At 52.9% G+C, this 13,646-nt stretch carries 12 protein-coding genes; all 12 read left to right on the top strand.

What is annotated here, in order from left to right; genetic code table 11:
* The first annotated feature begins 53 nt into the window (after positions 1 to 53).
* Genes mraZ through ACQ5ES_RS06235 form a run of 12 tightly spaced genes read left to right on the top strand, consistent with a single transcriptional unit; the run spans position 54 to position 13,645 of the window.
* Positions 54 to 512, top strand: a complete 459-nt coding sequence (mraZ, locus tag ACQ5ES_RS06290) for a division/cell wall cluster transcriptional repressor MraZ (protein ID WP_126763691.1) — start codon at positions 54 to 56, stop codon at positions 510 to 512.
* The gene (rsmH, locus tag ACQ5ES_RS06285) at positions 509 to 1,459 is read left to right on the top strand and encodes a 16S rRNA (cytosine(1402)-N(4))-methyltransferase RsmH (protein ID WP_445015408.1); all 951 of its coding nucleotides are present in this window, start codon (positions 509 to 511) and stop codon (positions 1,457 to 1,459) included. The genes mraZ and rsmH overlap by 4 nt, the downstream gene beginning before the upstream one ends.
* Positions 1,449 to 1,766, top strand: a complete 318-nt coding sequence (ftsL, locus tag ACQ5ES_RS06280; RefSeq protein ID WP_445015083.1) for a cell division protein FtsL — start codon at positions 1,449 to 1,451, stop codon at positions 1,764 to 1,766. Before rsmH ends, ftsL begins: the two co-directional genes overlap by 11 nt.
* Positions 1,757 to 3,505 carry a peptidoglycan D,D-transpeptidase FtsI family protein gene (locus tag ACQ5ES_RS06275; protein WP_445015082.1) on the top strand — a complete coding sequence of 583 codons (1,749 nt, stop codon included), beginning with the start codon at positions 1,757 to 1,759 and terminating at the stop codon, positions 3,503 to 3,505. Before ftsL ends, ACQ5ES_RS06275 begins: the two co-directional genes overlap by 10 nt.
* Positions 3,502 to 4,992, top strand: coding sequence for a UDP-N-acetylmuramoyl-L-alanyl-D-glutamate--2,6-diaminopimelate ligase (gene murE / locus ACQ5ES_RS06270; RefSeq protein ID WP_445015081.1), 1,491 nt, complete (start codon positions 3,502 to 3,504; stop codon positions 4,990 to 4,992). Before ACQ5ES_RS06275 ends, murE begins: the two co-directional genes overlap by 4 nt.
* A complete protein-coding gene (locus ACQ5ES_RS06265; RefSeq protein WP_445015080.1) occupies positions 4,985 to 6,421 on the top strand; it encodes a UDP-N-acetylmuramoyl-tripeptide--D-alanyl-D-alanine ligase in 1,437 nt (478 codons plus the stop codon). Before murE ends, ACQ5ES_RS06265 begins: the two co-directional genes overlap by 8 nt.
* On the top strand, positions 6,415 to 7,497 hold the full coding sequence (gene mraY / locus ACQ5ES_RS06260) for a phospho-N-acetylmuramoyl-pentapeptide-transferase (protein ID WP_445015079.1): 1,083 nt from the start codon (positions 6,415 to 6,417) through the stop codon (positions 7,495 to 7,497). Before ACQ5ES_RS06265 ends, mraY begins: the two co-directional genes overlap by 7 nt.
* A gap of 9 nt (positions 7,498 to 7,506) precedes the next feature.
* Positions 7,507 to 8,892 carry a UDP-N-acetylmuramoyl-L-alanine--D-glutamate ligase gene (gene murD / locus ACQ5ES_RS06255; RefSeq protein WP_445015078.1) on the top strand — a complete coding sequence of 462 codons (1,386 nt, stop codon included), beginning with the start codon at positions 7,507 to 7,509 and terminating at the stop codon, positions 8,890 to 8,892.
* Entirely contained in the window at positions 8,885 to 10,183 is a 1,299-nt protein-coding gene (gene ftsW / locus ACQ5ES_RS06250) for a cell division protein FtsW (protein WP_445015077.1), read from the top strand. Before murD ends, ftsW begins: the two co-directional genes overlap by 8 nt.
* On the top strand, positions 10,180 to 11,253 hold the full coding sequence (gene murG, locus ACQ5ES_RS06245; protein WP_445015076.1) for an undecaprenyldiphospho-muramoylpentapeptide beta-N-acetylglucosaminyltransferase: 1,074 nt from the start codon (positions 10,180 to 10,182) through the stop codon (positions 11,251 to 11,253). The genes ftsW and murG overlap by 4 nt, the downstream gene beginning before the upstream one ends.
* Positions 11,250 to 12,734: a UDP-N-acetylmuramate--L-alanine ligase gene (gene murC / locus ACQ5ES_RS06240; RefSeq protein WP_445015406.1), complete on the top strand. Its 1,485-nt coding sequence runs from the start codon at positions 11,250 to 11,252 to the stop codon at positions 12,732 to 12,734. Before murG ends, murC begins: the two co-directional genes overlap by 4 nt.
* Positions 12,731 to 13,645, top strand: coding sequence for a D-alanine--D-alanine ligase (locus ACQ5ES_RS06235; RefSeq protein ID WP_445015075.1), 915 nt, complete (start codon positions 12,731 to 12,733; stop codon positions 13,643 to 13,645). The genes murC and ACQ5ES_RS06235 overlap by 4 nt, the downstream gene beginning before the upstream one ends.
* The last annotated feature ends 1 nt before the right edge of the window (position 13,646 follow it).

The following is a 13,646-nucleotide window of genomic DNA, read 5'->3' as shown; positions in this document are numbered from 1 at the left end:
GGCACCTAGACTGTCACATTGTGGGGATTTGTGGGTAATAGTGGATCAATTTTATGTTTCGTGGTGCAGCAGCATTAAGTCTAGATGACAAAGGCCGTCTTGCGATACCAGCAAAGTATCGTAAGAGTCTTATGCTTGATTGCGAAGGCCAAATGGTCTGTACTATCGATATCAAGCAGCCTTGCTTGCTGTTATACCCTTTGCCGGAATGGCAAATCATCGAACAAAAACTTACCACCTTATCCAGTATGAACCCCGCGGAGCGTCGTCTCCAACGTTTGCTGTTGGGCCACGCCGAAGATTGCCAGATGGACAAAAATGGCCGCATCTTGATCGCGCCAACTCTGCGTCAACACGCCGATTTGGATAAAAAGATCATGATCATCGGTCAGTTGAACAAGTTCGAACTCTGGTCAGACGCGGCATGGCAAGAACAGGTCGCTGCAGATATGGCAGCAGAACAACAAGACGATTTGGCACTCAGTGATCGACTACAAGACTTCTCATTATAATGACAAAAGCGCCGCAACATGTCTCGGTGCTGTTACAGGAGTCGATTGAGGCTCTTGCCATCAGGCCAGACGGAATTTATCTCGATGCCACCTTCGGAAGAGGGGGGCATTCACGTGCCATTTTGTCGCAACTTAATGATCAGGGCCGTTTAATCGCGCTCGACCGTGACCCCACCGCGATCGAAGCTGCTGAAGCTCTGTGTGATGACCCACGCTTTACCATTATCCACACCCCCTTTTCGCGTCTTGACGACGTACTGGACGCGCAGCAATTGCGCGGCAAACTTGATGGTATCTTATTTGACCTTGGCGTCTCATCCCCACAACTTGATGATGCTGAGCGCGGCTTTAGTTTTATGCGTGAAGGTCCTCTGGACATGCGTATGGATACCAGCAGCGGCGTGACTGCTGCCGAGTTTTTAAACACTGCTAGTGCTGATGAAATTGCGTTTGTTCTGCGAGAGTACGGCGAGGAACGTTTTGCATGGCGCATTGCTCAGGCAATCGTGCATCAGCGCGAAGATATGCCCTTGAGTAACACCAAGCAATTGGCGGATTTGATTGATAAGGCGGTACCGTTTAAAGACAAACATAAGCATCCGGCGACGCGGAGCTTCCAGGGCATTCGTATACATGTCAACGGCGAGCTAGAGGAGATTGCGCAGGCGTTAACCGCTGCAGTCAGTGGTCTGAAGCCACATGGACGATTGGCAGTGATTAGCTTCCATAGCCTCGAAGATCGTTTGGTTAAGCGCTTCTTACGGGCGGAGAGCAAAGGTAAAGCTATTCCACCGGGTTTACCTTTGCGCGACGATCAGATTGACCGCGGGCAGACCGTGAAGTTGATCGGCAAAGCAAACAAACCCAGCGCCGAAGAAACGCGTGAAAACCCTCGTGCGCGCAGTTCGGTGTTGCGGATTGCTGAGAGGTTAGCCTATGACCAGTAGCCGCGTACCAAGCTTGTTAACCGTGCTATTCAGCGACCTTCGGCAGCAGAAATTGGTGCTGTTGCTATTGAGCTGTATTTTAGCGACTGCGCTGGCGGTCATTTACATTGCCCACGCCAATCGTTTATTGACGATTGAACGTGATGAGCTGCTGTCGCAGCGCGATGAGATCGATATCGAGTGGCGCCATTTACAAATCGAGCAAACCGCTCTGACGGAACATAGTCGAGTTGAACGCATTGCCCGGCAGCGGCTTGGTATGGTGCGCCCGGAAGGTGAACAGGAGGTGCTGGTGCCATGGCAATAACACCTCGGAAACGTAATCAGAAAAAAGGCATACAGCCACATTTGGGACAGGGCCGCTTCTACTTTGCCTTGTTTATTGTCTTTGGCGTGTTCGCCAGTCTGATTGCGCGCGCGGCTTATATTCAGGTGATTGAGCCTGAGCAACTGATTTATGAAGGCGATCGGCGCTCGCTGCGAATGGACCCTACAACGGTGCAACGTGGGACCATTGTCGATCGGCATGGCCGGGACCTGGCGATCAGTGTACCGGTGCAAACGGTTTGGGCCGATCCACAACGGGTACATGAAGGCGAAGGCTTAGCGAATCGTGAGCGTTGGTTGGCATTGGCGGAGGTATTCCGCACCGATGTCGACAGCCTGATGAAGCGCGTCGACAATCCGAAACGCCGTTTTGTTTACCTTGAACGCAAGGTAACACCGGCGGTTGCGGATTATGTACGCCAACTGGGAATTCCAGGGGTGTACTTGAAAACTGAATCACGCCGGTTCTATCCGGTTGGTGAAATTACCGCTCATTTGGTTGGTTTCACTGATATTGATGGTACTGGTATTGAGGGGCTTGAAGCCGCTTATGACGAGGTTCTTACAGGGAAGCCGGGTGAACGGCTGTATCGCAAGGATGCACAAGGACGGGTTGTTGAGGAAGTGCGAGCCACCGCCGCAGAACAACCACAACAACTAACGCTTAGTATTGATCAACGTTTGCAATCCCTGGCCTATGCCGAGTTAAAAAAAGCCGTGCGCTATCATCAGGCAACCTCGGGTTCAGCAGTGATTGTTGATGTTGACACTGGCGAAGTGCTGGCGATGGTCAACAGCCCGTCCTTTAACCCGAATAACCGCACCGACTGGCAGCCGCATCGGATGCGCAATCGGGTGATTACCGATGCTTACGAACCAGGTTCGACGATGAAGCCGTTGGTGGTGTTAGCGGGTTTGGAATCAGGTGCGATTGAAGTCGACACGGTGATTGATACTAATCCAGGTTGGATGCGATTGGGCGGCCGGCGGGTTAGTGATCCAAGCAACCGCGGCGAGCAAAGCATTACCGAAGTTTTACAGAACTCCAGCAACATGGGCTCATCCAAGATTGCTCTACTGACTGGCGTGGAGCAGCTGCTTGCAACTTATGCGGCAGTGGGGCTCGGCAATGACACAGGTATTGGCATGATTGGTGAAAGTTACGGCGTGCTGCAGCACCGCACCCGTTGGTCCGATTTTGAAGTTGCGACCTTATCCTTTGGCTACGGACTAACGGCAACGACGTTGCAATTAGCACAAGCTTACACAGTAATCGCTAATGGCGGAGTTTTTCGGCCGTTGACGATTCAACGCCGGGCTGAGGGTGAACTCCCTCCCGGTCGCCAAGTGGTGTCGCGGGAAAATGCGGAAGCCGTATTGCTGATGTTAGAACAGGTCGTGGCCGATGGTAGCGCGAAAAATGCTCGGGTACCGGGCTACCGTGTTGCCGGTAAGACCGGCACCGCACGTAAAGCGATCGCTGGTGGTTACGGTGACGAATACGTGACCCTGTTCGCCGGGGTAGCGCCGGTCAGCGATCCACGTATTGCGGTGGTGGTTACTATCAACGAACCCAGTGGCGATGATTATTACGGTAGTACCGTATCGGCCCCTATTTTTGCAGAAATTGTTGGTGATGCCTTGCGCGCCATGAACGTGCCACCTGACCATCTAGAAGATACTCAATTACGCGTCGCGGGTTTCGGGGGTGGACAATGATTCATTTGCCGCATCTATTACCCGCTTACCCGTTGCCCTTACCCGATATCGCCATTGGTGGACTAAAGCTAGATAGTCGGCAAGTGGCAACGGGCGATGCTTTTGTGGCTGTACCTGGTTACCAGGTTGATGGCCGTGATTATATTGACGCCGCCATCGTCGCTGGTGCCAGTGTGGTGTTGTGTGAGTCCGATGGTGTTGACGTTGAGCAACAGGGTGACACGACGATCGTTGAAGTGCCGCAGCTAAAAGAACAACTGTCAAAAATTGCCGCACGTTTTTACGGCGAACCGGCACGCCACATACAAGTGGTAGGTGTGACCGGTACCAATGGCAAAACCTCAGTGACTTATCTGATTGCCCAGTTGCTGCAAACGCTTGGTGTTAAAACCGGCGTTATCGGCACCACTGGCAGCGGCTTTCCCGGGGCATTATTGCCGGAAACGCATACCACGCCAGACCCTATTGCAGTGCAACAGCGTTTGTCGACGTTGCGCGCCGAGGGTGCGGTCGTGGTGGCCATGGAAGTGTCTTCCCATGCGCTGGTACAACGTCGGGTTGAAGCGATTCCGTTTCGGGTCGGCGTAGCAACGAATATCAGCCGCGATCATTTGGACTACCACGGCACCATGGCTAACTACGCCGGGGCAAAGCGTCGGCTGTTTACCGAACTCGATACTGCCCAAGCGGTGATTAACGCAGATGATGCGGCTCTAAGTGCTTGGTTACCCGATCGCCCTGATGCGTGGCGGTTTAGTTTGCACCCACAGCAACACGAGCATGGAGTGTATGCAACGGCCATTCATTATGGTGATAGCGGTACCGATTTTACCCTCAATGCGCCTGCTGCCGGTGAGCGCGGTAACTATCCGGTAGCGTCACCGCTATTGGGCGAATTCAATGTCTACAATTTGTTGGCGGCAATCGTTACTGTGGCTCGTTTAGGTCACGGTTGGGCCGATATCTGTCAGGCGGTACGCAGTCTGCATCCGGTACCTGGTCGCATGGAAGCCTTTACCGAGCCAGGTCAGCCGTTGGTCATTGTTGATTATGCTCATACCCCTGACGCACTCCAGCAGGTGTTGACCGCAGTGCGCCGACATTGCCATGGCGAACTTTGGTGCCTGTTTGGTTGTGGTGGCGATCGCGATCGCGGCAAGCGTCCGCAAATGGGGGCGGTCGCGGCGCAATTTGCCGATCGCGTGGTGGTAACAGATGACAATCCGCGCACCGAAGAACCAACACAAATAGTGCGGGACATTCTGGCTGGAATTCCACAGCAAGACCATGTTGAAGTGCTTGCTGGACGGCAACAAGCCGTTACCGTGACCATTGCTAAGGCGCAGGCCAAAGATGTTGTGGTACTGGCGGGCAAAGGCCATGAAGATTATCAAGTGATCGGCCAACAGCGCGTGGCCTACGATGAACGCGCGTTGGTGGCGGAGCTGTTAGCGAGCCAAAAGGTGAGTGGGGGCTGTCATGATTAAAACCGATATGCAGTGGATCTGTCGTGCTGTTGATGGCCAGTTGTTTGGTGACAACTGCAGTATCGATGCGGTAAGCACCGATACTCGCAAGTTACCGGACGGCTGTTTGTTTATTGCTTTGCAAGGACCAAATTTTGACGCCCACGAATTCGCGGTGGATGCCGTAAGCAAAGGCGCGAAAGCCTTGTTGGTTGAACGTCATCTGCAGTTGCCTGCAGAACAACAAGTACCGCAAATTGTGGTGAAAGATACCCGTCATGCATTGGGCCAGCTCGGTGCTGCGGTAAAAGCCAGTGTGCAACCGAAAACCATCGCGATTACTGGCAGCAGCGGTAAAACCACAGTGAAAGAAATGCTGGCGGCAATTCTGCGCACTCAGGGCAACGTGCTTGCCACGGCTGGAAACTTTAATAATGACATCGGTGTGCCATTGACCTTGCTGCGCTTAGAGCCAAGTCACGATATCGCGATTATTGAGCTCGGTGCCAATCATTTGGGCGAAATCGCTTACACCACACGGTTAACCCAACCGGATGTCGCGATTATTAATAACGTTGCGCCCGCCCATGTCGAAGGGTTTGGCAGTGTGCACGGCGTGTTCCGGGCAAAATCTGAGATTTTTAAAGGTTTAAATGCGGATGGACTGGCACTCACGCCAACGCGTTCAGAGTTTGCGCCAAGTTGGCAGAAACAGATCAGCCATTGCCAGCACTTAACTTTTGGGCAGGATGCCAGCGCTGCCATCCGCGCCACCGGTGTGGTCCTGAACGAACAGGGTTGTGCAAGTTTTACTGTGCATCTTGCTAGCGAGCTGAGCGGTGCCGCGCAAACAGCCAAAATTCAGCTTAATCTGCCAGGTTTACATAACGTTGACAATGCGCTGGTAGCCATAGCTGCGGCGGTTGCGATAGGTTGTCCGCTCGCTGACGCCCAAGCTGCGCTTGCTGCACTGCAACCCGTTGCTGGTCGCATGCACGTACTGCCATTAAATGACCAAATCAAACTTATTGATGACAGTTATAACGCCAATGTCGGGTCGGTTAAGGCCGCTCTTGACATGCTCGCGGTATACCCGGGCTGGCGCATGATGGTGCTCGGCGATATGGGAGAGCTTGGTGAGCAGGCCCGTTATTACCACGAAGAGGTAGGGGCTTATGCTATCCAGGCTGGAATCGATAACCTCTATACCTTGGGTGTGCTCAGTCAAAGTGCCAGCGAAGTGTTTAATGGCCGTGGCGGTAAACATTTTTCTACCAAAGAGACCTTGGTCAACGCGATTATTGCAGTTGCACAGCAGGCCAACACGCCAATTACGATTTTAGTGAAAGGCTCGCGCAGTGCGCATATGGAGCAGGTGATTAGTGAGTTGCAAGCCCGCGCGGCGGAATTACACCCAAGCTTAAGCGAAGAAGGAAAACAAGCATGCTAGTTTGGCTTGCTGAATACTTAACCCAGTTTGCGACCGGTTTCAATGTCGTCTCTTACCTGACCATGCGCGCTATCTTGAGCGTGTTGACCGCATTGTTGATAGCACTGTGGATGGGACCGCGGTTGATTCGTTACTTGCAACGCTTACAAATCGGCCAAGCAGTGCGTGATGACGGACCGCAGTCGCACTTGAGCAAAGCGGGTACCCCGACCATGGGCGGAGTGTTGATCATTGCGGCTATCGTGCTATCAACCTTGCTGTGGGCGGATCTTTCTAATCGCTATGTGCAAGTGGTGCTTGGTGTGGTGATGGGTTTTGGTTTGGTTGGGTTCATCGACGACTACCGCAAAGTGGTGCAAAAGAATTCCCGTGGCCTACCAGCTAAGTGGAAATACTTCTGGCAGTCATTAATTGCCACAGTTGCAGCGGTATTTTTGTATGCCAATGCCACCGTTGGGGCAGAGACCCAGCTGCTGGTCCCGTTTTTCAAAGATGTGATGCCACAACTGGGCATACTTTACATTTTACTGGCTTATTTCGTGGTAGTTGGCACCAGTAACGCGGTCAATTTAACCGACGGCTTAGATGGTCTGGCGATTGTGCCCGTTATTATGGTTGCCGGGGCGTTAGGCATTTTTGCCTATGTGTCGGGAAACGTTAACTTTGCCGCTTATCTGAATATTCCGCACTTACCTTTGACTGGTGAGTTACTGGTGGTGTGCACCGCGATTTGCGGAGCGGGCTTAGGTTTCCTCTGGTTTAACACCTATCCGGCGCAAGTATTTATGGGCGATGTCGGGTCACTTACCCTAGGTGCCGCGTTAGGCATCATCGCGGTGATGGTACGCCAGGAACTTATTCTATTCATCATGGGCGGGGTGTTCGTGATGGAAACCGTGTCGGTGATGTTACAGGTAGGGTCGTTTAAATTGCGCGGTAAGCGCGTGTTCCGGATGGCCCCTATCCACCATCATTATGAATTGAAGGGTTGGCCAGAGCCACGCGTTATCGTGCGGTTCTGGATCTTGTCATTAGTGTTTGTGCTGATTGGTCTGGCGACCTTGAAGCTGCGTTAAGGAGAAAGCTTGAGTTACCTTGCTGCATTACGCAATTACGACGTTATCGGAGTGGTCGGACTCGGCCAGTCAGGACTCTCGTGCGTGCGTTTCTTGTTGCAACAAGGCATTCGGCCATTGGTGTTTGATACTCGCACTGAGCCGCCACACGCTAAGGCTTTGCAGGAACTTGACGACGCTATCGAACTGTTTAGTGGCGAACTCGATATTGGTGAACTGGCGGCCTGCGATTTACTGGTCGTTAGTCCGGGGTTGGATCTACGCTTACCAGCGTTGCAAATGGCCCACGATGCGGGGATCCCGTTGGTCGGTGATGGTGATCTTTTCGCCCAGTATGCGCAAGCTCCAGTGCTAGGAATTACCGGTTCAAATGGTAAATCAACGGTCACTAAGTTGGTCGGTGAATTGCTTGCGTACGCGGGCAAGAGAGTTGCGGTTGGTGGTAATATTGGCGTGCCGATGTTGGATGTGCTGGCGGACGACATCGAATTTTACGTGTTGGAACTGTCTAGCTTCCAGCTGGATAGCCTGCATGACCTGAAGCTACGCGCTGCGACCTTACTTAACATTAGCGATGACCATTTAGACCGTTACGCCGACCGACACGCTTACGCGCAAGCCAAGCAACATATTTACGAGCATGCAGATGTGGGTATTTGGAATCGTGATCAGCGCGCTACCGCACCACAAAAACTGGCGCTCGAGCAACAGATGAGCTTCGGCAGTGACGCTCCAGATGCAGAAGCGCCAGGCCTGTTCGGTTTGACCATGCATGATGACGAGTTACATATCAGCTTTGCTGAACAACCACTGATTGCTGCATCCGAGTTACAGTTGACAGGCCTTCATAATCTACTGAATGTGCAGGCGGCACTGGCTTTGGTGCACAGTGTGGAAATCGATCTGGCCAGCGTGCTACCAGCATTGCGTACTTTCAAAGCGCTACCTCATCGGTGTGAGTTGGTGGCTGAGCACAAAGGTGTGCGTTGGTTAAATGATTCGAAAGCGACCAACATTGGCGCCGCTGAAGCTGCGATTCAAGGTTTGCGGCCATTGGTGACTGGCAAATTGATACTGATTGCCGGGGGCGATGGTAAAGGCGCTGACTTCGCTACCTTCCGTAGCGCATTAGATCAAGTAGATGAGCTTATTGTACTGGGCCGTGATGCTGAACGAATTGCCCAGCATCATCTGCGAGTGACGCGGGTGCAGACGCTGGAACAAGCGGTGCAAGCTGCCGCGAAAGAAGCGATCCAAGGCAGCGCGGTGTTGCTTGCTCCGGCTTGCTCAAGTTTAGATATGTTTAGCAATTATCAAGACCGCGGCGAGCAATTTAAACGCGCGGTGCTGCGCCAAATCAAACCTAATGAAGCTACGGAGGTGACGCATGACTAGTGCAGCAGCGCTCCGTAGTAAAAAGCTACAAGAACAGAAAGCGCGCAACGAGCGTAACGAACAGCAACTTGAGTTGGGCATACAGGAACTTGCTGCCGCGCAATCGCCCTGGACACGGATTCGTGACTGGTGGTTGCCAGAACAAAGCATTTTGTATGACCGCGTGTTGTTATGGTTGGCTCTAGGCTTGCTGACCTTTGGCTTGGTAATGGTGAGCTCAGCGTCGTTTCCGGTTGCCGAGCGTTTAACCGATAATCCATTCCACTTTGTGATCCGCCATTGTATGTATCTGGTGCTAGGTATCGCGCTGTTAGCCACAGTGATACAGATACCGTCAGATTGGTGGTTTAAAGGTAGCGGTTTGTTATTACTTGGTGCTTTGGCGTCACTGATTTTGGTGTTGGTGGTCGGTCATGAAGTTAACGGCGCGCGACGCTGGATAAAAATTGGGCCCATGACTTTGCAGGTCGCTGAACTGGCGAAGCTGTTCTTTGTTATTTACCTTGGCAGCTACCTGACGCGGCGCATCGATCTGGTGCAAGAGAACTTGCGTGAATTCATTAAACCGCTGGTAGTGTTGTTTTTCTTCGCTGTGTTGTTGTTGATGCAGCCTGATTTTGGTTCGTTAGCGGTGATGGTCAGTATTGTGGTGGGCATGTTGTTTCTTGCCGGAGCGCGACTGTGGCAGTTCTTCGCGATTATGATTGTGTTGGCATTCGGCCTGACCTTACTGATCATCAAAGAGCCTTACCGGATGCAGCGGGTAACATCATTTCTGGATCCATGGCAGGACCCGTTCGGTAGTGGTTACCAACTTACTCAGTCATTAATGGCCTTTGGCCGCGGTGACTGGCTGGGCCAGGGGCTAGGCAATAGTATTCAAAAACTACAGTATCTGCCGGAAGCCCATACCGACTTTATTATGGCAGTGGTCGGCGAAGAGCTTGGTTTTATCGGCATCGTGGCGGTGCTACTTGCCGTATTCGGTATTGTTTTGCGGGCCTTGCTGATTGGGCGTCGCGGACTGCAAATTGACCAACGTTTCGGCGCTTTTGTCGCCTACGGAATTGGCATCTGGTTTGCCTTTCAGGCATTGGTGAATATAGGTGCTGCTGCCGGTATGTTACCCACCAAAGGCTTAACTCTGCCGTTGGTGTCTTATGGTGGCACTAGCTTGCTGGTCAGTTGTGTGGCTCTGGGGTTACTGCTGCGCGTTGATTATGAAATTCGGGTGGCGAGCGTGAAAGTTGCGCCACGTTCAGGGTTACGGCGTCGGAGGGCTACGACATGAGTCAAATTATGATCGCGGCCGCTGGTACTGGTGGGCATGTGTTTCCAGCTCTCGCAGTAGCTGAAAAATTGCGTGAGCGTGGCCATAGCATTATCTGGCTGGGTACCACAGAGCAGCGCCTCGAGGCGCAGGTTGTGCCTGCTGCTGGCTTTACGCTTGAGCAAATTTCAATGCAAGGTCTACGCGGCCACGGCTTTATGCGCAAACTGATGATGCCGTTGCGCATGCTGAAAGCGATTGGTCAGTGCCGCAGCCTATATCGCAAGCATGACATCCAATTGGTATTGAGTTTCGGTGGTTACGTCTGTGGCCCGGCAGGGCTCGCGGCGAAAGCTGCAGGAGTTCCATTGTTGGTACATGAGCAAAATGCAGTCGCGGGTTTGACCAATAAAATGTTGGCGCGCTTCGCCCAACACGTAATGGTGGGTTTTGCCGCCGCGCAACACCAGTTGCCGCAAGCTGAAGTAACAGGTAATCCGTTACGCGCCGACTGGCTTGCTGCGCAAGTTGAGGATAAAGCTCGACCCGACGGCCATCTGCGGCTGTTAGTGCTGGGGGGCAGTCTCGGTGCGCAAGCTTTGAATCAGGCGGTGCCGCAAGCTCTGGCAGAATTGAGTCAACGCGACAAACTTGAAGTACTGCATCAGTGCGGCAAGGGGCGGGTTGAGGAAGTTGAGCTTGCTTACCGTGAACGCGGTCTGGACCAGGTTGAAGTGGTTGAGTTTATTGACACCATGCACGCGGCGTATGCGCATGCAGACGTGGTGATTTGTCGCGCTGGCGCATTAACCGTCAGCGAGTTGGCCGTGGTGGCAACGCCGGCAATATTTGTGCCCTTGCCCCACGCGGTCGATGACCATCAAACCGCTAACGCCAATGAATTAGTCGGTGCTGGCGCTGGCGCATTGTTGCCGCAGCACGAGCTGGAACATATTCAACCGTTGGTCGAACTGCTCGAAGACTGGCTTGCGGAACCTGTGCAGTTACAACAAATGCGATCGCGTGCACAAGCAGTTGCGCGTCCAGATGCCACCGCTGTGGTGGTTGAGAGGTGTGAACAATGGCTATGAAGTCACCGCCATTTACCGTCGTTAGCGTGCCAGAGATGCGCCGTGTTCGCCGTATTCATTTTGTGGGTATCGGCGGTGCTGGGATGGGTGGTATTGCCGAAGTATTACTAAACCAGGGTTATGAAATTACCGGCTCTGACTTAGCTGAAAATGGAAATACTAAGCGCTTATGCAAGCTAGGCGCGACGATCTTTATCGGCCACGATGCAAGTCATATCGATGGCGCCGATGTGATTGTTGTGAGTTCAGCTATTGGCAACGAGAATGTGGAGCTAAACGCCGCTCAAGCAGCGTTTATTCCGCAAGTACGTCGGGCCGAAATGCTCGCTGAGTTGATGCGGTTTCGTCATGGAGTAGCTGTTGCGGGAACCCATGGTAAAACTACCACGACGTCGCTGTTGGCGAGTGTTTTTGCAGAAGCAGATTTGGATCCAACCTTTGTTATCGGCGGTTTATTGAATAGTGCCGGCAGCAATGCTCGACTTGGTTCAAGCAAGTATTTGATTGCCGAAGCTGATGAATCTGACGCGTCATTTTTGCACTTACAGCCCATGGTTGCGGTGGTGACCAATATGGAAGCCGATCACATGGATACCTATGGCGGTGACTTTAATCGGCTACTGGACACCTATATCGATTTTCTACATAACCTGCCGTTTTACGGATTAGCTGTGATGTGTGTCGATGATCCGGTTATCCGCGCGCTGTTACCGCGAGTTGGCCGGCAGTTCACGACTTATGGTTTTAGTGACGATGCCGATGTGCGCGGCGCTGATTACCGTCAGCAAGCTGGGCAAAGCCATTTTACTGTGCATCGCAAGGATAACGCCCCGTTAACCGTGACCGTGAATCTACCCGGACGCCACAACGTGCTCAATGCCCTTGCAGCTATTGCGGTTGCGAGTGATGAAGGCATCGCTGACGCAGCGATTCAACGAGCACTGGAAAAATTTGATGGTATTGGCCGGCGCTTTCAGTTGCTGGGGCAATACCCGAGCGAACGTGATGGGCAGCGCGGTGACGTGATGCTGGTTGATGATTATGGCCACCATCCGACCGAAGTTGCCGCAACTATTGCCGCAGCTCGCGCCGGTTGGCCTGAACATCGCCTGGTTATGGCGTTCCAACCGCACCGCTACTCGCGCACGCGTGACCTTTACGATGAATTTGTCTCGGTTTTAGCTGAGGTTGATGTGCTATTGCTACTTGATGTTTACAGCGCTGGCGAAGCTCCGGTGCAAGGTGCTGATAGTCACTCGTTGGCAAAATCGCTGCGCTTACGGGGCAAGGTCGAGCCGATTTATGTCGGTGACCGCGGTGAACTCATGAAGGTGCTGGCCGACGTGTTGCAACCGAATGACATGTTACTTGCCCAAGGCGCCGGAAATATTGGTGCCATTGCCAGTGACCTGGCGGCCACTGCATTGCAACCGAATGCGCTGCGCAGCGCGGGTAAAGCTTTTATGGAGGAGCAGGTATGAGCGAGTTTGGCAAAGTAGCGGTGTTGCTTGGCGGTGATTCCGCCGAGCGTGAGATCTCTTTACGATCGGGGCAAGCGGTAGTGAAGGCTTTGCGCAACGCTGGTGTTGATGCCCATCCGTTTGATCCGGCCCATAACCCTTTGGCGGAGCTGAAAGAGCAAGGCTTTGCGCGGGCATTTAATGTGTTACATGGTCGCGGCGGCGAAGACGGCACTATTCAAGGCGCGCTGCACTACTTGGGCGTTCCTTATACGGGCAGCGGTGTGCTGGCCTGTGCACTGGCGATGGACAAGGTAAAAACCAAGCAAGTATGGCAAGCCGCAGGTTTGCCGGTTGCACCGAGTATCGTGGTTTATCACGGCGAGGCCCTGTACTACCAAGCCCTGTTGGATGAGCTTGGTGGCAAGGTGATGGTGAAGCCAGCGCAAGAAGGTTCAAGTATCGGTATGAGTTCAGCAGCAAACGCGGAGCAACTTGAACTAGCCATTGCACTGGCATTTGAATTTGATCATGAGGTTTTGGTTGAGAGCTGGTTAACCGGCCCAGAATATACAGTGGCGTTGTTGGGTAATAAGGCATTGCCGGTAATTCGGCTGCAAACGCCGCACGAATTTTACGACTACGAGGCTAAGTATCAGGCTTCTGACACGCAATACTATTGTCCTGCAGATTTGCACGAAGTGGAAGAAAACGCCCTGCGGCAACTGGCTGAGGTAGCATTTCGTAGCTTGGGTGGTGAAGGCTGGGGACGTATTGATGTGATGTGCGACAAGGCCGGGAACTACCGTTTACTCGAAGCCAATATGGTACCGGGAATGACCGAAAAGAGTTTAGTGCCAATGGCGGCAAAAGCCGCCGGAATGAGTTTTGAGCAGTTAGTTGTGGCGATATTACGTCACAGCGAGGGTTAGT

Source organism: Pseudidiomarina xizangensis, assembly GCF_052541995.1.
The sequence above is the reverse complement of the archived record's forward strand: the minus strand, read 5'-3'. Positions and strand labels throughout refer to the sequence as shown.